The organism is Polynucleobacter finlandensis, from assembly GCF_018881755.1.
GTDB lineage: Bacteria > Pseudomonadota > Gammaproteobacteria > Burkholderiales > Burkholderiaceae > Polynucleobacter > Polynucleobacter finlandensis.
The window spans coordinates 1-25095 of sequence record NZ_JACVPS010000004.1 but is presented as its reverse complement, the minus strand read 5'-3'; the positions used below and the strand labels follow the sequence as shown (position 1 = coordinate 25095).

Here is a 25095-nt window from a genome sequence, read left to right as displayed (position 1 = left end):
GGCGACCACCACCTCGATGGCAATAAAATAAGTCTATTTGAGATAAATAGTGGACATGCTTAAGGTTGTTATAAATTCGATTAGCTACTTATTTTGATGGGGCTTACCCGGGTGAATTAGGTTGATATCCAGAAACAACCTCTTTTAGTAACGCTAAAAGTTCATTTTGATTGCAAGTATTAATGGCGTTAACTATTTGCTCTATCTTGACCTGCAAATCTTCCCAAGGCAAAAATTCCTCATTTGATTTGAAAATTCGTTGGTGTGAAGTTTTTTCTGGGTGCCCCTCAATGAGTAATTCCTCATATAATTTTTCACCCGGACGAAGTCCAATTTCTTTCACTTCAATATCCCCCTGCGGGTTTTCAGAGTCCGTTACATCGAACCCAGAAAGCTCAATCATTCGTCGGGCTAAGTCAACAATCTTAACGGGCTGTCCCATATCCAAGAGAAATACATCACCCCCTGCCGCCAATGCCCCAGCTTGAATTACTAGTTGAGCTGCCTCAGGAATAGTCATGAAGTAACGCGTCATTCTAAAATCAGTAACCGTTACCGGACCACCATTCTTAATTTGTTGACGAAATTTTGGGACTACAGAACCCGAAGAATCCAATACATTACCAAAGCGAACCATCGCGAATAAGGTTCGAGTTGATGTTGTAGAAAATGCTAAAGCCTGAAGCACCATTTCAGCTAAGCGTTTGCTAGCCCCCATTACATTTGTTGGGCGAACAGCTTTATCAGTGCTAATCAATATAAAATAGGGAACCTCTAAAGCAATTGCGGCTTGGGCCAATACAAGCGTTCCAATTACATTATTTTGAATGCCCTCAATGACATTAGCCTCAACTAATGGAACGTGTTTATAAGCAGCGGCATGATAAATAATATGAGGGTCCCAACGCCTAATAATAAGATGCATCTGCTCAATATTTGTAACAGAGGCAAGGATTGGAATTAAGGTGATGGAGGAGTTTTGCAGGGCAACTATCGTAGCTTCCATTTCCTGATGAATTTGATACAGAGCATATTCACTCTGGTCCACCAAAATTATCACTTCCGGTTCAAGATCTATAATCTGACGACAAAGCTCTCCACCGATGGAGCCTCCTGCGCCAGTTATTAAAATATTTTTTTTAAATGTATTTTTAGACAGTAGCTCGACATTTGGCAATACTAAATCTCTACCAAGAAGATCATCTACATCTAAAGCTCTCAAATCATTTGCAACTACTCGCCCATGGGCTAGATCACTCATACTAGGCAGGGTCTGAACAGCTAACTTAGCGTCTTTAATATTTTGAATTATTTGATTGCGTTTTGCGCGACCGACTGATGGTATGGCTAATAGCACTAACTTGACATCCAGAGAGGCTGCAATATTTATTAAATTCCTAGGATCATAAATATGTAGACCAGATAAGACCCTGCCAATGAGTAGGGGGTCATCATCTAAAAATCCGACTACTCTCATTTCATAGCTATGAGATAGAGCGGCAGCTAGCTGCCTACCCGCATCTCCAGAGCCATAAATAAGAACATGCGGCAACGAAGTTATTTTTAAATATTTTCGGTATGGATTAGTTAACCATAAGCTAGCGATCGCCCTAATACCTCCAGCTAGGAGTAACAATATAATAGGCTGCAAAATGCCTATAGTACGAGGAACTCGCTCAACCCCAATGAATGTAAAAATAATCATAAATGGCACTGAGTAAAATACTAATGCGCGGACTAATTTTAACAGTGCATAAGAACCTGAATAACGGAAAATTTGACGGTAAAGACCATTGAATAGAAAAATGGGAAGACAAATAGCAACTGAGACTTCTGCGACTAAAAGGATGTTCCATATATCGCTATTAGTTCTGAGGGTAACCCATTCCCCAAGGCGTAAATAAAATGATAAATATACGCTCAGAACACAAGCGCCAGCATCAACTAACAATACTATTGCTCGCTTTATTGATCTTGGTAAATGCAAGACCATAGTAGTGAAATTATTTAGCACGATACAATAGATAATGTATTAATGTGATACACCCTCTCTACGAATAACTCTCATTATAGTGAGCATGATAATCTTGGCATCAAAAAAAAAGGATTGTCTTTCCAAGTATTCAGAATCTAGCTTTACCTTTTGATCGACCGATAATTCATCCCGCCCATTTACCTGAGCCCAGCCTGTTAGGCCCGGTCTAAGATGATGAACATTAAGCCTAGCTCTTTCAGAAATCAAATCATCTTGATTAAAAAGGGCTGGTCGTGGTCCGACAATGCTCATCTTCCCAACTAAGATACTCCAAAGTTGAGGTAATTCATCTAAACTAGACCTGCGTAAAAAAGATCCTAGTGGCGTTAAATACTTACCAGAGTTGGCCAATAAGTGGGTTGCTAATGCTGGGGTGCCAACTCGCATAGTTCGAAATTTTGGCATGCTAAAAATTATATTATCTTTACCGATTCGGTCAGACCAATACATAATTGGGCCGCGAGAACTCAATTTGATCATTAATGCTAATAGAACAATGGGCGCTATAAATACTGATAATCCCAAGATACTGACGAAGATATCAAAAAGTCGCTTCATGTCATGTCCGACTAAGGGTGGGGAGATTTTAAAAAGATACGCAAGTTACATTATATTCTTTATCTGATAAAGTCATCGGCACATTTGCGTAAGCCTTCATCTACTGAACTTATTGGGCTCCAGCCCAATAAGTTTTGCGTTTTTGAAATATCAACCCATAAAGAAGAGCAAAGACGTTCCATTAGATGGCGCTTGCCCAGCAATAGAGCACAAAACTTTAGCAGTCCTACTGGAATAGAAATTAAATAAGTTGGCTTGTTGAGTGCTTTTCCCATTCGATGCAATAGCTCAGGGGTTGATAAATCCTCCTCATCAGAAACCAAAAATACTTGATTTACCGCACTAGGATGATCTATGCAGCAGACAATTAGATCAACCAAGTTATCTACAGAAACTAGGCTGCGTCGATTACGAATTGCCCCTAAGGGTAAGATGATTTGTCGAGAAAGCCAGCGCATCATGGTTAAGATGTTTCCCTTTACTCCTGCGCCATAAATCAAAGGGGGCCTAATAATGACAAGCTCTAAATCAGAATTATTCGCGAGTACCAACAAGCCTATTTCTGCCTCATACTTACTAATGCCATATGAATCTTGAGGCTGGGGAATATCTTTAGGGGTAAATGGAGTATTTAGATCAGTAACTTCTCCGTTCACCTTAATAGAGCTCAAATAAATAAATCGCTTAACTCCAAGCTTCGCTGCCTGACGCGCCAAATTTAAGGTGCAGTCAACATTGATCCGGCGGTACTCACTCAAAGGATCTAATTTGTGCTCACTCATAACATGCGCACGTGCAGCCAAATGAATTACAGTATCAATTCCATCTAAAGCTTTGCTCCAATTTAAAGAAGAAGTTAGTTCGCCCATGCAAATATAGTCAAGGTTTTGATGTATCAAAGGATTGGTAGCTAGATGCCGAACAGTTGCAAGTACAGCGTAATTTTCAGTAATGAGCCTCTCTAGAAGGTTGGCGCCGACAAAGCCTGTTGCGCCAGTAAGTAAAATTCGATGGGAGCGCATTAATTTTTTTTAATTAACCTACACTGGGTTAGCTTAAACCATCGCTCAAGCTTGCTTATTAATTTGTCACGATCGAACTCTCTTAAGCTTAAAGCTTTGCCTCTTTTACCCATTAATTGACGATCCCGAATAGACGTTCTGGATAATCTTAATACCGATTTAGCAAGCTCTCTAGAGTCACCGGCAGAACATATAATGCCAGCATCGGCATTACGGATAATATCGGCCCCTTCACCATCCAACATAGCCAGTATTGGAATTCCTGAGGCCAAGTAAGATTGTAACTTTCCAGGAATAGTCATTGCAAATATTGGAGCTTTCTTTAGAGAGACCAATAACACATCAGCATGTACAAAAAACGAAGGCATACGCTCAACAGAAAATTGCCCTAAAAACAAAAAGCAATGCTCAAGGCCCTGCATTTGAACTTCCTCTTTTAATTTCTTACTTTGACGCCCGCTGCCAATAATGATCCACCTAATATTGAGATGGCTTTTTAGAATATATGCAGCTTCTACTATTGTAGGGAAGTCCTGCGCTTCTCCAATATTTCCAGCAAACATAATATTAAAACATCCAGATTTTATTGGAATTTCTGAGGCCGGCTTTATTACTTGATCATTTAAAGTTATATCAGACCAACTTGGGAAGTATTCAATTTGGGAGTAAGCGCTTGTATATTGCGCTATCTTTGGGATAAAGCTTTTCGATTGTGCCAAAATTAAATCGCAACGCTGATAAATTTGTTGCACTAACTTTTTTAACATCCAAAGAATAAACTTGGATCGAACAATGTCTAAAGCTTGAATAGTTTCCGGCCATAAATCTAAAACCCAAAATATTAAGGGAGCTTTCTTAAAATATCGCATTACAGCCGCAGGAATCCCTACGGTGATAGGAGAAGGTTCATAGGCAAAAATAGCATCAAAGGCCTGCCCCTTTAACAGCCATGGCCCCAAAAAGGATGCACTCAAAGCAAATGCTAAATAATTTAAAGCGAGTTTTAAATTACCCACCCCTCTAGCAAGTATAGGTACGCGAATGATTTTGACACCATTAAGCTCCTTAAATTCTTCAGGATTAGCAAGAAAATTGGGGAAGAATTTCCCATCTGGATAATTTGGTTTTCCTGTTAAAACAGTGACTTGATGACCGCGCTTTACTAACTCTGAAACTAAATCATTGATCCTGAAGTTTTCAGGCCAAAAATATTGAGTGACTACCAAAATGCGCATAGATCAATACTTCTTCCAGACAACACGATTAACATAATCGGTATAACTCATAATAATTCGTAAAACTTTGTTAGATACATTCGGCATACTATAGTCGCCTACTAACCTAACGCCTGTCTGATGATCTCTATTTGCTCCACGTGGCTGGTGCGAAAGGATGTGTATGCATTGCTTAACCCGATCTAGCTCCAACCCAACCATCATGACGGCAGCTTCTTCCATGCCCTCTGGGCGCTCGTGAGCCTCTCTAAGGTTTAAAGCAGGAAAGTTAAGAATAGAAGATTCCTCATTAATAGTGCCACTGTCAGATAAGACCACAAGCGCTAACATCTGTAACTTCACATAATCTAAGAAGCCCAATGGTTTTAGGAGTCTTACTAATGGATCAAACTGAATGTGATTTTCATCAATCTGTTTTTGGGTTCGAGGGTGTGTGGATACAATGACTGGAAGGCCATACTCTTTAGCAAGGCCATTTATGATAGCTACTAACTTTATAAACGCCTCATCTGCATTTATATTTTCTTCACGGTGCGCGCTGATAACGAAATAGCTATATTCCGTAACCTCAAGGCGACCCAATATCTCCGATTGATCAATTTGAGGTCTGTAATAATTTAGAACCTCATACATAGGGCTACCTGTTTTTATAACCAAATCAGGAGGAAGTCCTTCCCTCAACAAATATTCTCTCGCTATTGAGCTATAAGTTAAGTTGACATCAGCAGTGTGATCTACAATTCTTCGATTAATTTCTTCCGGAACGCGCTGATCAAAACATCGATTACCAGCTTCCATATGGAAGATTGGAATCTTTCGGCGCTTAGCAGGAATAACTGCTAAGCAACTATTTGTGTCTCCCAGCACCAAAAGCGCATCTGGCTTAATCTCATCCAGGATCTTATCAATGTCGATAATAATATTACCAATGGTGTGGGCTGCGCTAGAGCTATCTGTAGCGCTATCAAGAAAGTAATCCGCTTTTCGAATCCCCATTTCCTCAAAAAAAATCTTGTTGAGCTCATAGTCATAGTTTTGACCTGTATGTACCAGAATATGTTCACAATATTCATCAAGTTTTGCTATTACACGAGATAGGCGAATTAGCTCAGGACGAGTGCCAACTATAGTAAGAACTTTAAGTTTTTTCATTATTAACAATATTATGTCTGTAAACTACGTAATTGATACTTTTATAATTCTCTTAAATAGCGCACGTAAAAGTATCTGGCCTAGACCGATCAAAATTTTCATTAGCCCAAATAGCACAAATTAACACATCAATACCAATATTGGTTACATCATGCGTCCAACCCGGGACGGTTTCTACAATCACACCCTCACCACCATGAGTTGTAATTTCATAGAACTCTGTAGTTTGTATATTACGGAATCTAAATAAAGCCGCACCCTGAATTACCAGAAATTTTTCAGATTTACTATGGTGGTAGTGGCCTCCTCGAGTAACGCCGGGAATGGAAGTAAAGTAGGATACTTGCCCCGAATCTAAAGTCTTAATCATCTCCACAAAAGCTCCGCGCGAATCAGCATATTTTGGGGCTTCATATGAAAAAGATGCGGGAGGGAGATAGCTCATATAAGTGGAATATAAAGCCCTTACTAGGCCCATGCCAACGCGCTCTATTTTGAGAGTAGATCTGCTCTCTTTAAACACTTGAATCAAGTTTGCTAACTCACCAACTGAAATGCTATAGCTTGGTGAAATCTCAACATAGATCTCACTATAGGTAATCACATTATTACTATCCAATAGTTGTACAAAAGAATCAATCACATCATCTATGTATACCAAGGTAAGTTGTACGGATGCGTCATTCACTTGAACTGGTAATCCCCGAGCAATATTATGGCAAAAGGTTGCAACTACTGAATTATAATTAGGCTTACACCACTTGCCGAACACATTGGGCAGGCGATATATATAAACGGGTATCCCATAATCCTGATGCAATTTTACTAAGAAATTTTCAGCACCTTTTTTACTTTCGCCGTAAGCATTAGTCACAGTGGCTTGAGCAGATGAACTAAAGATAATGGGAATTTTACGGCCAGAAAATTGAACTTCATTAGCCAATGCCCCGCATAATTTTTGAGTGAAATCAATATTGCCAGCAATAAATTCTTGGTCATCGAGAGGTCGATTTACACCGGCTAAATGAAAAATAAAATCGATATTTTGTAATAACTTGGGCAATTCATCGAGGCTATTTTCACGAGTAAAACGGATAACCTGAATATCTGAACGTTCTACAAAATATTGGCAAAGGTTTTTGCCAATAAATCCGTCGGCACCTGTAATCAATACTCGCATAATTCGTCCTTACTCCTCTGCTAAAGCATTTTCGCCGCGCGTAATTGACTGCATATAATTTAACTTCATTAATAAAGACTTCATGCCACTAGCATCTAACTGAATTGTATTATTTGAGTTGTAATCCATTGCTTCAGAGATTTGGATTTCTCCTTGCTCGACATACTTGCCATAATTTAGATCGCGCAAATCTGGCGGCACTCTAAAATAATTACCTAAATCCTCGGCCGCAACCATTTCCTCGCGACTTAACAGTGTTTCAAATTGCTTTTCACCATGACGCGTACCCATGATATCAAGCTGATGATTAGGCAACCCTAGTAAATCTGTCAAAGCATTCGCTAAAACCTTAATTGATACTGCCGGAGCTTTTTGAACAAAAATTTCGCCAGATTGACCATGTTCATATGCAAATAAAACCAAATCTACCGCATCATCCAGAGTCATCATGAAGCGAGTCATATTAGGGTCGGTAATGGTCAGAGGTTTTCCAGCATGTATCTGCTCTACAAACAAAGGTATTACTGATCCGCGGGAGGCCATCACATTTCCGTAGCGAGTGACACATATAGTCGTATTCTTACTCTCGCGAGCCTTTGCCACAGCAACCTTTTCCATCATAGCCTTACTAATACCCATTGCATTAATTGGATATACGGCCTTATCGGTACTTAAACAAATAACTCGTTGCACTTGATTTTCAATTGCAGTCTCTAATACATTCTCAGTGCCTAAGATATTTGTTTTCACAGCCTGTAGTGGATAGAACTCACAAGAAGGAACCTGCTTAAGGGCTGCTGCATGAAAAACAAAATCAACACCACGCATAGCAGTTCGTATGCTCTCAACATCACGCACATCGCCAATATAGAATTTTAATTTTGGGCTACTGTATTTTTTACGCATATCATCTTGTTTTTTTTCATCCCGGCTAAAGATTCGAATTTCGCCTATATTAGTATGTAAAAAACGATTTAATATAGCATTTCCAAATGATCCAGTGCCACCTGTAATAAGCAATGTTTTATTAGAAAACATTAAGTAGTTCCTTTATATCCCTGTGTTACATCAATCATAAATTGATATGTTTTTCTTGCGCATAGATGCCATGAATATTTAATTGCACAATCATAACTTGCCTTGGATAAATCAGCCCTTAAATGAGGGGAATTAATTAATTCGGATAACGCTCGGGCTATCTCACTAGGCTTCTCAGGATCAAAATAGACACCAGCAGATCCAAGAATTTCTGGCATAGGGCCTCTATTAGAAGCAGCAATGGGCAGGCCAGAGGCCATAGTTTCCAATAGAATATTTGGCATATTCTCGCAACTAGATGCAAATAGCCCTAGATCTGCATGTGAATAATAGCTATGCAAATCATTAAATGGAACAGACTCAAGATAACTAACCCAGTTACCTTGGGGGTCATACTGTGCGATGGATGATTTTAATCGTTTTAATGCTGGGGGGTAATAAGATCCAATTAAATCTAATGCTATATGCATACCTGATTTTCGCAATGAATCTATGGCCTCAATAACGTGCCATTGATGTTTATATTGATCTATAGTGGACACATAAATTATGCGGTAAGGATTTGCAATTCCATAATTACTGATATGACGCTGTAATTTAGGGGGGTTAAAAAACCGGGGGTTGAGGCCATGAGGAATAACGCATGTTAAGCCTTTAATTGTTCCGGTCCAATTACTTACAACCTTGAATGCATATTTAGTTAAAAAAATGACAGCTTGAGCATGTTTATACGAATACGATTGCGTGCATCTTAATATCAAAAGCTTAATAGTTGAAAATGATAATCCATATCGCCCCAATTCTTTTGTTTCAAATGGAAGTAAATTCCTACTCATAGTCACCATTGGGCTAAAACTTCCAGCGTAACTTCCGCCAGGAACAAACAGAACGTCGCAATTTTCTTGACGAGCTACTTTCGATAAAGAGAATCGTTGCCAAATAGTACGCCGCAGTAGACCGCGATCTAACTCGGCAATGAAACATTTCTTTATCCATGGACGATCGTCAATGAGATTGAGGGTTACAGTTCCACCCCAAACTATAATACCTTCTATACCCATTACATCTGGCTCTGTCGCCCTAAGCAACTCCACCAAATGAGTTACGCCACCTCCGCCACGTAAGTTTGCAGCATCAATTCCAACTTTAATATTTTTTTTAATTGTCACGTTTGACAACTTCATTGATATACCAAGGCATTGCAGCCTTAAGTCCCTTATCTATCGAAAAGAGTGGGGAATACCCTAGCAATTTTTGCGCCTTGCTAATATCTGCCTGAGAATGTCGAACATCTCCAGATCTAAAATCGCGATAAATTAATTTCGAAGATGGAAGCTCGCAATGCAACTGTAAAGTCTCTTTAATGAGCCCATATAATTTATTTAAAGAAGTTCTATTATTTAGTGCTACATTATAAATTTGATTTCTTGCGCTATTAGTTACTGATGTAGCAGCCAATAGATTAGCCTGAACAGCATTATCAACATAGCAAAAATCCCTACTTGTTTCACCATCTCCATTGATAAAAATATCATCGCCTCTAAGCATGGCGGCGGTCCATTTTGGGATGACTGCAGCATAAGCACCCTCAGCATCTTGTCGTTTTCCAAAAATATTAAAGTACCTTAAACCGATAGTATCAAATCCATAACATCTTGCAAAAATTTCAGCATATAGCTCGTTTACAAGTTTTGTAACAGCGTACGGAGAAAGCGGTTTGCCAATATTTTCTTCTACCTTTGGTAAGGCTGGGTGATCGCCATAAGTAGAGCTACTGGCTGCATAGACAAACGAATTAACATTTGCATCTTTAGATGCAATTAACATATTTAGAAATCCGTCAATATTACTTGCATTAGTAGCAATAGGATCTGCTAGGCTTCTTGGAACTGAGCCTAAAGCAGCTTGGTGCAAGACGTAATTCACCCCATCACAAGCTTTCCTACAATCATCTAAATTCCGAATATCGCCAACAAAAAAATTGAAATTTGCCCACTGATTAGGGTTTACCAAGGCCTGTACTTCATCTAAATTTCGCTGTTTACCCGTTGAAAAATTATCAATTCCAATTACCTGCTGATTTAGCCTAAGTAATTTTTCTAAAAGATTACTTCCTATGAAGCCTGCAACACCTGTAATCAACCAAATTTTCTGATTAGCTAAAAGTTTTATTTGAAGATTATCGAATGCTGGCATCAGATACTCACAAACGAAGATCAGTTAGATTCGCAGGAAAAATATATTTTAAGTCATACAAAACATGATTTTTCGCACCTAATTTTCGAATTTTATTAATACCCATATCTTTAAATTGCTTATGGTTTACAGCAAGAATAATTCCGTCATAGGTATTAGTTCTTGGTGTTTCCACAAGTGAAATGTTGTACTCCTCTTTCGCCTCCGTGGGATTCGCCCATGGGTCATAAATATCTACCATACAATCATAATCCTGCAATTCGCTAATGATATCTACCACTCGAGTGTTTCTAAGATCAGGACAGTTTTCTTTAAACGTTAGCCCCATTACCAATACTCTTGCTCCCTTGATTGGGATTAAGCGCTTAATCATCGATTTCACTAAAACCCTTGCTGCATACGCCCCCATTTCGTCATTTAGACGACGACCAGCCAAAATGATTTCCGGATGGTAGCCCAAGGATTGAGCTTTATGAGTAAGATAATATGGGTCAACGCCAATGCAATGCCCTCCAACTAATCCTGGGCGAAATGGTAAAAAATTCCATTTGCTTCCAGCTGCCTCTAAAACAGCTTCAGTATCTATACCCATCCTATTGAAAATCAGTGCTAATTCATTAATTAGGGCAATATTAATGTCTCGCTGGGTATTTTCAATGACTTTAGCTGCCTCAGCCACTTTTATACTAGGGGCCGGATGAGTTCCTGCAGTAATAATTTCGTTATACAGAGCATCAATCAATTCAGCAATTTCTGGTGTTGAACCGGAGGTTACTTTTTTAATATTGGTAAGACGATGTTCTTTATCACCTGGGTTAATGCGCTCTGGTGAATAACCTACAAAGAAATCTTGGTTAAATTTTAAGCCTGAATAATCCTCTAAAATTGGGACGCAATCTTCTTCCGTTGCTCCCGGGTAAACGGTTGATTCATAGATAACAATATCGCCCGCTTTTAATAATTTACCAATAAGGGTGGACGCACCAATTAGGGGAGTAAGGTCAGGACGCTTATGTTGATCTATAGGGGTGGGGACCGTGACAATATAACAGTTGCAATTTTTTAGCTTATCTACATTATCAGTAAATATTAAATGCTTTGAAGTAGCTAAATCTTCTTTACTCGCTTCAAGAGTATGGTCTCTACCGTTCTTAAGATTTTGGATTCTATCTTTATTGATATCAAATCCAATCACACTTCTTTTTTTGCCGAATTCAATTGCAAGTGGCAAACCAACATATCCAAGCCCAATAATCGCCAACTTTAATTTAGCAGTCATAAGTTTTTCTCTATCTATATTTTTCTGCAAAATTATTAAAATTAGGCTTGCTTCCTCTTCCCACCAAGTGCCCCCAGTGTCCCACTTCAATATTAATCAAGCCTGCCTCTTCAAATCCTCTTTTCACTGCTGCAAAAGTTTGCGGGCTATCATATTGAGGTCCTAGGGCATCAAATGTATCTAATAGCGCCCATTCTTCGAGTTGCATTTTAGTAAGTGGAAAAATACCGACATAGTCCGCAACTGGAACCAATCGTTTGAGACCTTTACCTAATATTGGCACGGCTCCAAGCCCTCGACTTATCATTAGCAAAGTAGGAATCTTGGGTTGTAAGAATTTAAATAGTTTTTGGTGATCCATTCTTTTTGTGAAAGGACGAAAGAGGTACTTTGCGTTTAATAGAGTCCTCAATCGCTTCCAATAATAATCCACACATAACTTCCCTCCGGGACTCAATTTAGCGGGTAAAGAGGCAAACGCTTTAGCAACATCGGGAGTATGCTGAAGTACCCCTAAAGAATAAATAAAAGGGAAAATACTATCCCCAAACGGAAGCGCATAAATATCACCTTGCACTACATGAAGATTTGGATGATTTTTCAAGTTTGCATAGCAAGCATCAACTGCACTAGAGTAATCTAAGGCAACAACCTTAGCCCCCGCATTTAATGCAACTTCAGCAAAACGTCCTGCTCCACAACCTACATCTAGTATCCATTGCCCCCTTAGATTATCTGGCTTCCAGTTGGTAGCCAACCAAAATCGATCTGAGGAAATTGGAGCGCCTGAGTAGCTATCGAGTTGTGTCCTGCGAAACATATTCCATTGTGCCCCGAAGTTATCAGCATAATTTAATGGATTCACAAAACGCGGAATGTTATTTACGATGGGATACCGATTTACTCCATCCTCAGATACAAGCATACCGCTATAAATTTCCCCATCAAATGTGTCATTAGATTCGATAGTTAATAGCTGCCCTGTTTTTGGACAGCGCAACAACTCTAATAATTCTGCTTTCACAAAAGATCTCCGGTATTTTTAAAAAGTGACTGCGTATTCTCTTCGCCATAATTCAAATAATACTAAAGCAAATAAGCGCTCGCCATTACTATAGCCCTTGTCCTGATTGCGTAGTAACTCTTCTACTGTGGCTTTATCAAAAATACATTGAGGATCGCACAAAACCTCATAAAATAATGTCCGAAATGGACCTGTTTTTAACCACTCAGCAAGTGGAATGGAAAACCCTTGCTTTCTTTGGCGATCAAACTCAGATGGTAATAAACGTTCAGTGAGCCGCTTGAGCAATATTTTTCTCTCACCTAAAGTGGCTTTTAAGTACTCTGGAACTTTTCCAAACGCAAACTCAATTAAACGGACATCAAGTAAGGGCGCGCGTACTTCAAGTGAATTCATCATACTAGCTCGATCAACCTTAACTAAGATATCTTCTGGCAAATAATTCTGAAAATCCATTCTAGTAGATCGTTGGACTAAATCTGTATTTAAAGGGCATCGGTCTTTATTAATTCTTTCAGCGAATTGAGTGCAATTACCCCGATTGCCTAATAAACGCTTTCTCATAGAAGTATCAAAGAAAGAAGCAATGAGCGGCAAACCACTCTTTAAATCCACTGCCAAACCTTGCAGCCAATTCCGTCCCTTAAAACCAGTAGGCAATATCTTGCCAGCAGCAAAAGATATTCCTTTGCGCAAGGGGTATGGAATTGGCCCCATTTTTTTTTCAAGCCATTTTAGACGGCTATAGTGCCCATAGCCCCCAAATAACTCATCTCCCCCATCTCCACCGAGTACTACTGAACAATGCTCTCGTACTAACTGACTAACCAAAAAGGTTGGAATCATAGAGGAGTCGGCCATAGGCTCGTCAAATTGATGCGCTAAACGCGGCAATAAGTCTGCTGATGCAGGATGAGCCACTAACTCAGTATGTTGGGTACCAAAATGCCGAGCTATCAAGCGTGCGTGTTCAGACTCATCCAGCTTTTTATGGCCAGGAAACCCGACTGTGAAGGTTTTGACATTGTCAGATGCCCGCACAGCCATGGCAGTTATCAAACTAGAGTCAACGCCACCACTAAGTAAAACTCCCACGGGTACATCTGCCACCATCTGGCGACGTACTGAATCCTCCAATAAACCTTCCAACTCATTTAGTAAGGCTAACTCATCCACGCCATTAGCGCTTAAGAAATTTACTTCGGGTAATTCCCAGTAGCGCCACTTATGATGTAGACCAGTTTTAATATCGAACAATATTGCATGTGCAGGCGGTAATTTTTTAAATCCGTGAAGTATGCAAAGCTCCCCCGGTACATATCCCATAGCCAAATAACAGTCCAACGATTCCAAATCTATCTGCCTTGGCAAAGACGGATCAGCCAAAAGGCCTTTCAATTCAGAGCTAAAACGCAACTCACCATCTTTGTGGTGATAAAAGAAGGGTTTTTCGCCAACACGATCACGAGCTAAAAATACAGTTTGCTTCTCTTGATCATAAATCGCAAATGCAAACATGCCATTTAACCGAGCTAGGCACTCTACCCCCCATTCACGATAAGCAGCCAAAATTACTTCAGTATCAGAGTGAGAATTAAATCTATGGCCTATAGCAAGCAATTGCTCATGAAGTTCTGAGAAGTTATAAATTTCCCCATTAAAAACGATGGAGAGCAAGCCTGAAATATCATGCATAGGCTGGTGCCCAGCTGGGGATAAATCAATAATAGATAAACGCCGGTGCGCAAAACCCACTCGAGTATCTGCAGACCACCACTCACCCGCATCATCTGGACCGCGATGCGTCATAGCATCACGGCCAATAGACAGCCAATCACGCTGAGTTTGAGGGGCACTAGATATTATTCCGACAATGGCGCACATAAAGCCAATTATCTCAAATTATCCGTTTACCCAGCAATTTATATAAAATGACCCAGGGATTGTTCAAAACACTCAGAAATTTTACTGTGTAGAAGACCATTTTTTTGCGATTTTATCCATAGATTTATCGCCAGCAATTCTATTTTTAATGAGGTCAACTGTAAAAATAGGATGCATAAAAGAGCTGGTTGCTAATGATATAAATTTTCTGAATGAGGGCTTCTGAAGGAAGGTATATAAAAGAGCGTAATGCGCATGAAGTTGATATAGACCATGCTTTTTGAATTGTAGATCAAGCCATTGCATAAATAACTCATAATTTGAATCGTTAGCATTTACCGGATCAGTAAAACCTCTAATTCTGAGCCAGTAAGAAATCATTGCCATTCTGGAATAAAAAAATTGGCCCTTACTTCCCCCAATATCGGAAATTTGCTCAGAGTGATAACGCAATCGAATAAGTGGCTCCTTCAATGATGCCAATTGCCCCATTTCTGATAATCGAAGCCATAAATCGCAATCTTGCGATCGCTTCATGCGTGGCCGATACCCACCGACCGACCGTACTACATCTGACCTATAAAATGCAGATGAATGGGCCGGATACTTTCTTATATTGATAAGATTGCTTAAAAGTTGCGCATGATTAGTTGGGTAGTCATAAATACCCTCAACTTGCCCTTGACTATTAATTACTGAGTGTCCAGTGCCAATAAAAACAATACTCGGATTATGCTGACTAAATATAAACTGCTTTTCTAATCGCATTGGTTCACAGATATCATCTGCGTCTAGGCGAGCGATCCATTGCCCACGTGCAATCTGAATTGCGTGATTTAAAGAATCAGCTAATCCTGAATTATTCTTTACAATCAGATGAATTCTAGAATCTTGAGATTGATATCGCTTGATTATTTCTACGGAGTTATCTGTACTTCCATCATCAACAATAATAAATTCAAATTTAGAAAAAGTTTGCTTGAGAACGCTCTCAATAGACTCTGAAAGCCACTGACTCCCATTAAAAACTGACATGATGACCGTAATGAGGGGAATGTCTTTTGATATGCTATTGCGATGCCCATTCATTGGCTTACTCCGATTCGAATAGGCGGTAAATTACTCAAAGCCATTTGCAAATTGAGAGATAACTTAAAAGCTGAGAATAAAAACACGTTAAAATTTTTCCCAGACAGAACAAAGGCCATCCGTATTTATAAAATTATCTGCAGCAAATATCAATTGCGGAGTATTGCCAGATTTGTGGACTGCTTTACTTAGCCAAGCACCCCACCAATAGTAGGAGCTATTAGTAAAAATATGATGCTTACATTGCGCTAACAACCATAGTCTATGAATAGAACCCGCATAACCATCATCATGGGTGAGAAAAACTGTGGATTCTGGCAAATTTAATTGCTCCAAAATTGGAAATCGATGTGTACAAAAAACGAAAAAGATTGCTTTAGGTTGAGAAATTAATAATTTAGAGATTACATTATTGATTTCAGTAACCGTTTTCATTTGACCATTCAGGGAATGAGCTGCTGGGTCAGAACTCTCCTCATACAAGCGTATTCCCAGTGCTACCGATTCGGTTTCCCGAAGGGTTTTTCCTAAATCTATAAACTTTTTATCATTAGGAGTGCTCGGCATGAGTTCGGTATAAAGTAAATCTGAATAATCTTGGAAATAGATAGGGCATTGCCAATACCCCATAAGCCATACTGATTTTTTTATTGAGTAGTGGGCTAACTCCGGGATGTATTTCAGTGCAGTTTCAGCTATAAATGTTCCATAAATCGAATTTTTTATTAATTGAGTGCTATTTCCAAATACTTTGTTATGTATTCGATTTAACCAGTTTGGAAAACGCTCAAAAAAAGTTGCTATGTGTGCTTTAATGGGTAAGAAACCCAGTTCAAACTGACGTTGATATTGCCTATCAAGCGCAAAACCCGTGTGAGAATCTAAAATTAGTTCTGATTTAGTCCGAAGTGAAAATGCTCGTGCGGTAGCATATTGAAACATCTGATTGCCCAGCCCACCATTTAGCTCGACATATACTTTTTTCATAAATCAAACACTATCATTATTTTTTTAACCAACTTTCCGCTGGTGCCAACTATCATGTATTTCTTGGAATATGGTATTTAAATCTTTAGTAATATTCCATTTGGGGTAATGAGATTTGATTTTGCTTAGATCGCTGTAGTAAACGATATGATCACCTTCGCGAGCAGTATCAGAGTAACTATAGTTCATTGGCTTACCACTAATAGACTCTATTAAAGAGAAGCTCTCTTTCATAGAAATACTATTTTCTTTGCCGCCACCCAAGTTATAAACCTCTGCAACTCGAGGTGAATCTATGAAAGAAGCGACGAAATTTGCCACATCCCATGCATGGATGTTATCCCTAACCTGTTTAGCTTTATATCCAAAAACAGTGTAGTGCTTCTCTTCCAAATTACACTTAATCAAATAACTTAAAAACCCATGTAGCTCAACACCACTATGGCTAGGACCTGTTAAACAGCCCCCTCGCAAACAGCAGGTGGGCATATTGAAATATCGCCCATACTCTTGCACCATAACATCACCGGCTACTTTTGATGCACCAAAGAGAGAGTGTTTAGATTGATCAATCGTAAAGGTTTCTGTTAAACCAGTCTGCCATTTTGCATCCGCATATTCCCAACGAGTCTCCAGCTCAACTAAAGCCAATTGATTGGGGGCATCTCCATATACCTTATTAGTAGACATATGTACAAAGGGCGACTCTTTGCAGTATTGTCGACAAGCTTCCAATAGATTTAGAGTGCCGACAGCATTGGTATCAAAATCATCAAATGGAATAGCGGCGGCCCGGTCATGGGATGGTTGAGCTGCAGCATGAACGACCGCATCAGGACGAATCTCCTTAACTAAATTTAATATGCCTGATCGATCACGTATATCCACCTCATGGTGAGTAAACTTTTCAAATTTATTTATTAGGCGATCTTGATTCCATCGCGTACTTCCTTGAGGCCCAAAGAATATTTCTCTCATATTATTATCAACGCCATGAATCGTTGCGCCTTGATTAGCAAAGTAAGAAACTACCTCACTGCCAATAAGACCGCTTGAGCCAGTCACTAATATTTTTTTATTTTTCATATATTAACTACAGTTAACTTACATATAAACAAGGCGTTAATTTCATGGTTACCTCTAATCAAGATTCTCATTAGAGCAATCTTAAAATTTCGTAAGTGCTTGTTTCAGTGCATTATTTAAATACATCTATATTTTTCAATATTTTAGTCGCACATACCTCATCAGACATATTTTTGATAACCCACTCTCTAGGAGTGAATTGCTTACGGTGAGATTCCCAATAATGAAATTTTTTCTTGAAGTCTTCAAAATCATCAAAAAATAGCCCGTTTTCAGGACACAAATAGGGGGCAGAAGAATTCTTATACAGTCGCCCTTGCAATACATTGCTAGTTCTCTTTAATATTAAAGTGGGTAGGTCGGTAGACCAAGCTTCAGCCCAGGCAAGACCTTGACTTTCGCAAACTACAAATCCTAGCATTAGGCAGGATTCTTGTAGATAAGCAAGATATTGATTATGCGTAAAAGACCCATATTTGATAATTTGGACTTTCCAGCCAAGCGCACGCAAATAATCCACATAGGGATCAATGGGGCCAACAGGGCCTTTATTCTGCTTTTCAAAAATTAATATGGAATCCCGTTTTACCAGCGGATTTGGGACCCAATAATCTATGTCAACCCCAGCTGGCCAAGAAAAAATCCTTTCTTTTAATGAGGGATTATCTTCAAGATATACATCAATGACCCAATTACAAGGTGTAATCGCAGCATCGACCTCACGTTCAGCTAAGATCGAATCATGCTCTGATGAAAAAACAACAATATTTGGACCTGCATAAAGCTTTCTAATTTTCCCCGCACGCTTAAGGAGTATTGCCTGTCGCAAAGTTCTGACTCCAGCCAATACAATCACCGTATTTGCAAGATCCCAAGGAAAAGTAGGATTGTAATTGAACTTTACATCCGTATGTTTTAAGCCTTCGAGTAAGCTTCTAGTGACGGCAACATGTCCCCTGTACAGATTATGTCGAAAATATTCTTTGTTTAGATTAAGGCGAGTCCTTAACCAACGATAAATACGGCGCGCACCCTCATGCAATAACTCATTACCCCAGGGAAGAGGATCGGTAAGTATAGTAAGTTGTGGCTTAGCCATAAAAGGAAAATTCGAGCGTTTTGAGTGTTAGTTTTAGTAAAAAATTATGCCTATTTTGAGCTAAATAGACTAAAAATTAGGAGTGGTATTTCTCTTCGAGAAAAAAGCCATCCTAGAATAAATAACCAAGGAATTAAAAAAGCCCGACCTTCAAAAGTCAAAATAAAAAGGAGAGCAAATACTAATACCCCAAGTTTTGCAGCCCCTATTCGTGCTAGGCCAATAGCAAACTGCGCATAGGTTTTCCCGAGCAACCATCCAATCAAAGCCAATCCAAAGGTATACAAAATTATATTTCCTCCAAATGACGTCCAATAAATAGAAAACATATCTAAGCTAAACCCCCCAAATACATCATCATTTAAACCATAAATATTTTTTATCGATGCGCCAGAGGAAGAAAACATAAAAGGAAAAAAATAAGATAAAGATGTCTGGAGCGCATCTGAAAAGCTAGATGTTATTTCACCATAATCTAAGGTCATTAATAACTCACCCATTCCCAAGGGTCGATAAATAATATAAAAGATAGGTAAGAAATATAAATTTTCTATCAATGAAGAAAGATACTGATCGTTAGCATAAATCTGGATATATTCACCACCAATAATATAAGGCAAATAAAAGCTTCTCGTCAAAGTTGCCAGTGTAATTAGACCCAAAAATACCGATACAAAAACAAGGTAGCGTACTTTTCCCTTAAATAAGAATAAGAAAGGCGCAGCAAATGCAAGACTGGCAAAACGACTTCCACTTGCAATACTTACCCAACAGGCTAAAGCCGACAATAATAAAAAAATGAACCACTTATTTTTTGAGTAGATATATCCAGTTGCAATATAGGTCAAAACCAATGGCTGTAAAAATAAGCGCCCATAAAAGAGCACTCCCGCCATATGAAGTGGCAAAGGATCAAAATCAGCATAAATGGTCATGCCTAATTTATAAAACACCATCAAGTATGTCCATAGGCCAAAAAAAATAATTATTAACGCAACCATCGGCAAGCTCATTCGCCTTATGACTATATTGTGCCGCTGCTTAGTTATTAAAATTGATTTTGAGGCGCTATTAAGCCCAAAATGGAGTGCTGCCATGAAAATTACGGTGCTGAGTATTACAAAAAAGTAGCCTGATATCCATTTGCCTAAACCATATTCAGGTCCTAGTGTAGAGTCTGGCAAGAGCTGACTCAAGGGATATTGGAGCACATAAATATAAAACAGGGCGCCCAAAGCGATTAGCATTGGGACTTTCTTATTGAGTTGGAATATAAGCACTTCTTGCATATGGGTGGTATTAACCTAACAACATCTTGTATTAAAATAAATAAAAATCATGGCATTAGCTTTGCGACAAAAAATTCAACAAAACGAAAAATGGTGCGCCAATTATCACGCATCTTTTTTAAAATTTAGATTAATTGCAGGATTCCCCAATCTAGTCGCATAACATCGTATTACATTGCGTATATGTTCCCTGTAACTTTTAAGTATTGGGATCAAACCGCAACCAAGTCATCAGTTGACCTCTGCCTTCAGAGCAAATCAACCATCGATCATTATCTTCAAATGTTTTTAAATCAGGGAAAACAGATAGATCGCGGGAACCCATCGTAAGCTCAGTTATCCGATGCGTTGATAAAGCATCTTCACGCAGCTTTTGGAGTTTTTCTTTTCCATCGACCATCCCCCATTCATGTAATTCTATAAATATTACAGAATTACTAAAAACTTCGAATGTCACCTTACTCATTAAATCAAATTCTGCGCCCTCTATATCAATAAATAGGACTGATTTTTGTCTCTCCTCTGGAGAAATTTCATTAAAAAAGTCTTCTCTCGCAATTCCTCTAATAACTACCCTATCCAGCAAATTATTTAATAGGGCATTCTCTCTAATAGTTTTTCTGCCAGCCTCACTAATCTCATAGCATATTGACTTTTCAAATAAATTATTAACTAGGACACCAATTCCATAATAGCCATCAGCAGCGCCTAGATCAATAAATGTGTTGTATTTTTTGGGGATGTCCTTTAATGACTCTAATACTTCTTTTTCATACAGGCCGAGGAGCATAGACCCTCTATCTGTTGCGCCCCACCAAGAATCAACAGGCAGCCTTAATCCAATAAATGGACCATATGCAACTGTGGATTTAAAAATACTATCTATTTTTTTTGATATTTTAATTCGACGTTTAAGTATTACATCGGACTCCCTAATGCCTAACCTACTAATAAACCAAGTAGGAATCTTTTTTAATGATTTAAGAAACCCATCGCGTTTTGAGTAGTAAAAAAATTTAATAATTATATTTTTTTGCATTTTTATATCTCGAAAAACTTTAATTTTGAATTTGTTGAATAACTATCTGTAAGGCATAAATTACTTAATGACTAGGTTTTTTACTTGTGTTTGGATTTAACTTACCTTATTTTGTATTTACATTTTAAATCTTTCTAATAAATCAAAATAATCAACAGACTTTCATTGGGTACCTAGAAAGCCACCCCATCCATAATAGCTGTAATACACCAAAAATTAAGCATCCCCCTACAACGCCTTCTATGCCCGCTAAATAGGCACCTAGAAAGCTAAGAAAGGCGCCCAGTAATGAAGTTGCTATCTTAGGAAAAATCAAAGCTTTGGTATTCAAGTCGCTCATTAACTTCAATCCTAAAATTTGCCCGGCCGAAACAAAGCCTCCTGCAAGAATCATAAAAGGCAATAAATAAGATACAGCGCGGTATTGACTAGAAACTAAAATATTAAAAATAAAATCATGGAAAGCGAAAGCTATGACACTTGATACTGCTGTCAGTACCAATGCTAACCAGGTTATTTGCCAGGCACGCTTATGAACATTTGCGTTTCTCAATGGATCTGACGTATCCCCAGAACGCTGGAATAGAATTGGGCCAATTAGAGTCGCCATCAAACCAGTACATATGGCTATCGGCGTGTAACCCAACTGTAGGAGCACTGCATAGAAACCTACGTCTTGAGTAGTGCTAAAAATATCAAGCGCCCACCGATCAGAGCTAGCCTGTACCCAAGTAAATGCATTAAAAAAGATAAAAGGCTTAGAATATTTCCATATTTCCTGCTTCCAAAAACTTGTGGTATTTTTTTTCGATTGATGTATTGAAATTAGTCGTTTAATAAAAAAGGATTGCGAAATTAAAACTATGGAAACAGATGCTATATATGCGGCGATAACAACCTTAGCAGATCCCCCAAACCAAATAAGGAAGCTAATTGCAAATAAAATCTTTAGCCCTGCATCTAATGAAGTATGCAGGGAAACTACCTTCCGCTGTCTTGCAGCGTTTTGAATCATGCTTTGCTTCGAATTGAAATTTCCCAGCACGGAAAAAATAATTGACATGATAGTCACAGCTAAGACACTGGAATACCCATATATTGCCATTCCAAATATTAGCAATAAGCTCAATGCTAAAGCGGCGAATGCGCCATACTCCATCATACTATCAGCAGCACGCATGTATTCTTTGATATCGCCTTTTTCTGCCGCAATAGCAAAGTAACGCATGATGCCCGGCATAGATCCTGAGAATGCCACCTGAGAAACAAGAGTGCCAACAGTCAATGCTAAAGCAAGTTCGCCGTATTGCTCGACATTTAAATAATTTGTGAGCACGCGCACAAGGACTAAAGAGGCAAGGACGGACATAATCTGCCCTAAAAGTATCCATGAGCCTTCTTTAATGAGATATTTAATTTATAAATCCTTAATTCAAAAATTCCTACATTACAGATATTTGAAGATTGATATGGTAATTTGTTTAATGATACAAAATTTAAGGTCTAACCAGACCTTAATTAAACCTTAAAATATTCTCTATACCAGCTTACAAATCGTTCTATTCCATCGTCAACAGTGACCGAGGGTTTAAACTGAAATTCTTCGATTAAATCAGTCATATCTGCATATGTGTCGGGCACGTCCCCCGCTTGCATTGGCAGAAATTTTCTCAATGCCTTCTTGCCCAGAGCTTTTTCTAAGGAATTAATGTAATCCATTAATTCAATTGGGGAGCTATTTCCAAGATTGTATATACGCCAAGGAGCCCTACTAGTCCCTGGGTCAGGCTTATCACCGGTCCAACTTATATTTTTAGATGGAGGCCGATCGAGTACGCGAATAATCCCCTCAATAACATCATCAATAAAAGTAAAGTCACGGCGATGTTTGCCATAGTTAAATACTTGAATCTGTTCGTTTGCTAAAATTGCATTAGTAAATTTACATAGAGCCATATCAGGCCTGGACCACGGACCATATACTGTAAATAATCGCAATCCAGTGGTTGGGAGATCATAAAGATGACTATAAGAGTGTGCCATTAATTCATTAGACTTTTTAGTTGCGGCATAAAGGCTAAGCGGATGATCAACGTTATGGTGCGTTGAAAAGGGCAGCTTAGTATTTGCACCATAGACACTAGAACTACTTGCGTAAACTAAATGCTTAATATTGTGATGTCGACAACTCTCTAATATATGAGCAAATCCAACAATATTGGAGTTAATATAGGCTAAAGGATTCTCTGTTGAATACCTAACACCAGCTTGAGCTGCAAGATTTACTACCCGCGTTGGTTGATATTTAGCAAAACAATCTTCAATGGCTTTTTTATTCGACAGATCAATACGTAGGTGAGTGTAATTGGGGTGCGAAATATGGCGTGCTAGCCGAGCCTCTTTAAGTGAGGGGTCGTAGTAATCGTTATGGTTATCTATGCCAATAACAGTGCCCCCTTGCTCCAATAACCTCAGAGTCAATGCCGAACCTATAAACCCCGCAGAACCGGTGACAAGAATTTTCATAATTTTTTAGCTAAGGAGTCAATATCTAAATTTAGATTTACAGCACTGTACTTTACCATTGGCGAACACTGACAAGCATGCAAGAGACGGACTTTTAGCAAGAAATCCTTAGGTATTGGACAGCATGCTTCGAAAACAATTATCTGTGATTATATCAAACAGCCATTTAAAACCAATTGAGGATTTCCTATATGAACTCATCCTCAAGAAATGTAAATATTCATCTCTGACTAAGATTGCTGTGTACGAAATCTTCAAGACTCAATGGGAATCCATGCTGACAGGTGAAATGGGTGCTTTTATGGTACAGCTGAGACCGCAACCCCTTACAGCACCTTGATCTATAATCTGAGGATAAAGATTACTGTAAGGGGAATATTTTCTCATTTTGTAATAAATTTGATCTCCATTAAAAAATAAAGAAAGCATTTCAAATGAAAGCAAATCTTAAAAGCGTACATAAGGCGGTTTTTGAGACTATTAATAACTTTCCATTTAAAAATTATATGGAACGAGGTATAGGCAGTAGCAGCACTTATGTCGCGGGGGCGAATGAGTCTATATCCCTAGCCGTCCTAAAGCATCTAAAGACCGGCTCAAGCATTCTAGATTTTGGTTGCGGGCCTTGCGATAAAACTGCCATACTTCAAGCTCTTGGATTCAAATGCTCAGGCTTCGATGATCTGCAGGATGACTGGCATCTAATCCCTGGAAACAAGGAGAAGATTAAGGAATTTTCTTCGAAAATGGGTATTAATCTTTGTTTAGCTGAGGATGGTGCTCTACCTTTCAAAAAGGAATCATTTGACATGGTTATGTCAAATGATGTACTAGAACATTTACATGACTCTCCGCGAGAATTGGTTAATGATCTCACCGAATTGATAAAAACCAACGGTCTTCTCTTAATCACTGTTCCAAACGCAGGAAATATACGTAAGCGATTTCAATTGCTTGTTGGTGGTACAAATATGCCCAATTATAAAGAGTTTTACTGGCATCACGGCGCGTGGCGCGGACATATTCGTGAATATGTCCGAAGTGATTTAATCCAGCTTGCAGGATTCCTAGAGCTAGAGATCATCGAGCTACATGGATGCGACCATATGCTTGGGGTCCTTCCAAAGTTCCTTCGAACGCCATACTTAATTGTCACCAAATTATTGCCAAACTGGAAAGACTCGTGGATTTTGGTAGCTAGAAAACCTCCAGGTTGGAAACCTAAGCGCATTGACCCATTAAAAATCTAATTCTTTTTTAAAGAATTACCGTCCCTATATTGATGGACTAAGAACCGTCGCGGTCTTCGCTGTAGTTGGCTTTCAAACTTTATCCAGATAAATTTGAATGCAATCTTTAAAGAGCGTAATTAATAAT

Annotated in this window: 21 protein-coding genes; 1 reads left to right on the top strand and 20 read right to left on the bottom strand. The window is 38.8% G+C overall.

Annotated elements, in window-relative coordinates; all coding sequences use genetic code 11:
* Positions 1-103 precede the first annotated feature (103 nt).
* The 20 genes from ICN49_RS03480 to ICN49_RS03385 form a co-directional block, all read right to left on the bottom strand.
* Positions 104-1951: a polysaccharide biosynthesis protein gene (locus ICN49_RS03480; protein WP_255535384.1), complete on the bottom strand. Its 1848-nt coding sequence runs from the start codon at positions 1949-1951 to the stop codon at positions 104-106.
* Between the two features lie 81 nt (positions 1952-2032).
* Positions 2033-2593: a sugar transferase gene (locus ICN49_RS03475; protein ID WP_216165850.1), complete on the bottom strand. Its 561-nt coding sequence runs from the start codon at positions 2591-2593 to the stop codon at positions 2033-2035.
* A 59-nt stretch (positions 2594-2652) separates the two neighbouring features.
* Positions 2653-3615, bottom strand: a complete 963-nt coding sequence (locus tag ICN49_RS03470) for a UDP-glucose 4-epimerase family protein (RefSeq protein WP_216165848.1) — start codon at positions 3613-3615, stop codon at positions 2653-2655.
* A complete protein-coding gene (locus ICN49_RS03465) occupies positions 3615-4850 on the bottom strand; it encodes a glycosyltransferase family 4 protein (RefSeq protein ID WP_216165846.1) in 1236 nt (411 codons plus the stop codon). The genes ICN49_RS03470 and ICN49_RS03465 overlap by 1 nt, the downstream gene beginning before the upstream one ends.
* A 3-nt stretch (positions 4851-4853) precedes the next feature.
* Positions 4854-6002, bottom strand: a complete 1149-nt coding sequence (gene wecB / locus ICN49_RS03460) for a non-hydrolyzing UDP-N-acetylglucosamine 2-epimerase (protein WP_216165844.1) — start codon at positions 6000-6002, stop codon at positions 4854-4856.
* Between the two features lie 52 nt (positions 6003-6054).
* Entirely contained in the window at positions 6055-7182 is a 1128-nt protein-coding gene (gene wbjC / locus ICN49_RS03455; RefSeq protein WP_216165842.1) for a UDP-2-acetamido-2,6-beta-L-arabino-hexul-4-ose reductase, read from the bottom strand.
* Positions 7183-7191: 9 nt separating this feature from the next.
* Positions 7192-8220, bottom strand: a complete 1029-nt coding sequence (locus tag ICN49_RS03450; RefSeq protein WP_216165840.1) for a polysaccharide biosynthesis protein — start codon at positions 8218-8220, stop codon at positions 7192-7194.
* On the bottom strand, positions 8220-9404 hold the full coding sequence (locus ICN49_RS03445; protein WP_216165838.1) for a glycosyltransferase family 4 protein: 1185 nt from the start codon (positions 9402-9404) through the stop codon (positions 8220-8222). The genes ICN49_RS03450 and ICN49_RS03445 overlap by 1 nt, the downstream gene beginning before the upstream one ends.
* Positions 9379-10419 carry an NAD-dependent epimerase/dehydratase family protein gene (locus ICN49_RS03440; RefSeq protein ID WP_304610257.1) on the bottom strand — a complete coding sequence of 347 codons (1041 nt, stop codon included), beginning with the start codon at positions 10417-10419 and terminating at the stop codon, positions 9379-9381. Before ICN49_RS03440 ends, ICN49_RS03445 begins: the two co-directional genes overlap by 26 nt.
* A 4-nt stretch (positions 10420-10423) precedes the next feature.
* Positions 10424-11695 carry a Vi polysaccharide biosynthesis UDP-N-acetylglucosamine C-6 dehydrogenase TviB gene (gene tviB, locus ICN49_RS03435; protein ID WP_216165835.1) on the bottom strand — a complete coding sequence of 424 codons (1272 nt, stop codon included), beginning with the start codon at positions 11693-11695 and terminating at the stop codon, positions 10424-10426.
* Positions 11696-11705: 10 nt separating this feature from the next.
* Positions 11706-12719, bottom strand: a complete 1014-nt coding sequence (locus tag ICN49_RS03430; protein ID WP_216165833.1) for a class I SAM-dependent methyltransferase — start codon at positions 12717-12719, stop codon at positions 11706-11708.
* Positions 12720-12737: 18 nt separating this feature from the next.
* Positions 12738-14603 carry an asparagine synthase (glutamine-hydrolyzing) gene (gene asnB / locus ICN49_RS03425; RefSeq protein WP_216165831.1) on the bottom strand — a complete coding sequence of 622 codons (1866 nt, stop codon included), beginning with the start codon at positions 14601-14603 and terminating at the stop codon, positions 12738-12740.
* An 81-nt stretch (positions 14604-14684) separates the two neighbouring features.
* Positions 14685-15692, bottom strand: coding sequence for a glycosyltransferase (locus ICN49_RS03420; protein ID WP_216165829.1), 1008 nt, complete (start codon positions 15690-15692; stop codon positions 14685-14687).
* 87 nt (positions 15693-15779) lie between these two features.
* Entirely contained in the window at positions 15780-16679 is a 900-nt protein-coding gene (locus ICN49_RS03415) for an alpha-1,2-fucosyltransferase (RefSeq protein ID WP_216165827.1), read from the bottom strand.
* A 24-nt stretch (positions 16680-16703) separates the two neighbouring features.
* A complete protein-coding gene (locus ICN49_RS03410) occupies positions 16704-17765 on the bottom strand; it encodes an NAD-dependent epimerase/dehydratase family protein (RefSeq protein WP_216165825.1) in 1062 nt (353 codons plus the stop codon).
* A 112-nt stretch (positions 17766-17877) separates the two neighbouring features.
* On the bottom strand, positions 17878-18864 hold the full coding sequence (locus ICN49_RS03405) for a hypothetical protein (protein ID WP_216165823.1): 987 nt from the start codon (positions 18862-18864) through the stop codon (positions 17878-17880).
* Between the two features lie 50 nt (positions 18865-18914).
* Positions 18915-20153 carry a hypothetical protein gene (locus ICN49_RS03400; RefSeq protein WP_216165821.1) on the bottom strand — a complete coding sequence of 413 codons (1239 nt, stop codon included), beginning with the start codon at positions 20151-20153 and terminating at the stop codon, positions 18915-18917.
* 199 nt (positions 20154-20352) lie between these two features.
* The gene (locus ICN49_RS03395) at positions 20353-21192 is read right to left on the bottom strand and encodes a hypothetical protein (RefSeq protein WP_216165819.1); all 840 of its coding nucleotides are present in this window, start codon (positions 21190-21192) and stop codon (positions 20353-20355) included.
* A 151-nt stretch (positions 21193-21343) separates the two neighbouring features.
* Complete coding sequence (locus tag ICN49_RS03390) at positions 21344-22597, bottom strand: oligosaccharide flippase family protein (protein ID WP_369411502.1); 1254 nt, start codon at positions 22595-22597, stop codon at positions 21344-21346.
* Between the two features lie 113 nt (positions 22598-22710).
* Positions 22711-23718, bottom strand: coding sequence for an NAD-dependent epimerase (locus tag ICN49_RS03385; protein WP_216165815.1), 1008 nt, complete (start codon positions 23716-23718; stop codon positions 22711-22713).
* A gap of 434 nt (positions 23719-24152) precedes the next feature.
* On the opposite strand from ICN49_RS03385, the gene ICN49_RS03380 reads away from it, so the two are divergent.
* Positions 24153-24968 carry a class I SAM-dependent methyltransferase gene (locus ICN49_RS03380; RefSeq protein WP_216165813.1) on the top strand — a complete coding sequence of 272 codons (816 nt, stop codon included), beginning with the start codon at positions 24153-24155 and terminating at the stop codon, positions 24966-24968.
* Positions 24969-25095: the final 127 nt, after the last annotated feature.

Bases quoted from the DNA above. Each gene is read 5' to 3' on its own strand.
- ICN49_RS03380 (WP_216165813.1), top strand. From the start codon at position 24,153: ATGAAAGCAAATCTTAAAAGCGTACATAAGGCGGTTTTTGAGACTATT.
- ICN49_RS03410 (WP_216165825.1), bottom strand. From the start codon at position 17,765: ATGAAAAATAAAAAAATATTAGTGACTGGCTCAAGCGGTCTTATTGGC.
- wecB (WP_216165844.1), bottom strand. From the start codon at position 6,002: ATGAAAAAACTTAAAGTTCTTACTATAGTTGGCACTCGTCCTGAGCTA.
- tviB (WP_216165835.1), bottom strand. From the start codon at position 11,695: ATGACTGCTAAATTAAAGTTGGCGATTATTGGGCTTGGATATGTTGGT.
- ICN49_RS03420 (WP_216165829.1), bottom strand. From the start codon at position 15,692: ATGAATGGGCATCGCAATAGCATATCAAAAGACATTCCCCTCATTACG.
- asnB (WP_216165831.1), bottom strand. From the start codon at position 14,603: ATGTGCGCCATTGTCGGAATAATATCTAGTGCCCCTCAAACTCAGCGT.
- wbjC (WP_216165842.1), bottom strand. From the start codon at position 7,182: ATGCGAGTATTGATTACAGGTGCCGACGGATTTATTGGCAAAAACCTT.
- ICN49_RS03400 (WP_216165821.1), bottom strand. From the start codon at position 20,153: ATGCAAGAAGTGCTTATATTCCAACTCAATAAGAAAGTCCCAATGCTA.
- ICN49_RS03470 (WP_216165848.1), bottom strand. From the start codon at position 3,615: ATGCGCTCCCATCGAATTTTACTTACTGGCGCAACAGGCTTTGTCGGC.
- ICN49_RS03475 (WP_216165850.1), bottom strand. From the start codon at position 2,593: ATGAAGCGACTTTTTGATATCTTCGTCAGTATCTTGGGATTATCAGTA.
- ICN49_RS03445 (WP_216165838.1), bottom strand. From the start codon at position 9,404: ATGAAGTTGTCAAACGTGACAATTAAAAAAAATATTAAAGTTGGAATT.
- ICN49_RS03385 (WP_216165815.1), bottom strand. From the start codon at position 23,718: ATGAAAATTCTTGTCACCGGTTCTGCGGGGTTTATAGGTTCGGCATTG.
- ICN49_RS03450 (WP_216165840.1), bottom strand. From the start codon at position 8,220: ATGTTTTCTAATAAAACATTGCTTATTACAGGTGGCACTGGATCATTT.
- ICN49_RS03415 (WP_216165827.1), bottom strand. From the start codon at position 16,679: ATGAAAAAAGTATATGTCGAGCTAAATGGTGGGCTGGGCAATCAGATG.
- ICN49_RS03395 (WP_216165819.1), bottom strand. From the start codon at position 21,192: ATGCAAAAAAATATAATTATTAAATTTTTTTACTACTCAAAACGCGAT.
- ICN49_RS03405 (WP_216165823.1), bottom strand. From the start codon at position 18,864: ATGGCTAAGCCACAACTTACTATACTTACCGATCCTCTTCCCTGGGGT.
- ICN49_RS03465 (WP_216165846.1), bottom strand. From the start codon at position 4,850: ATGCGCATTTTGGTAGTCACTCAATATTTTTGGCCTGAAAACTTCAGG.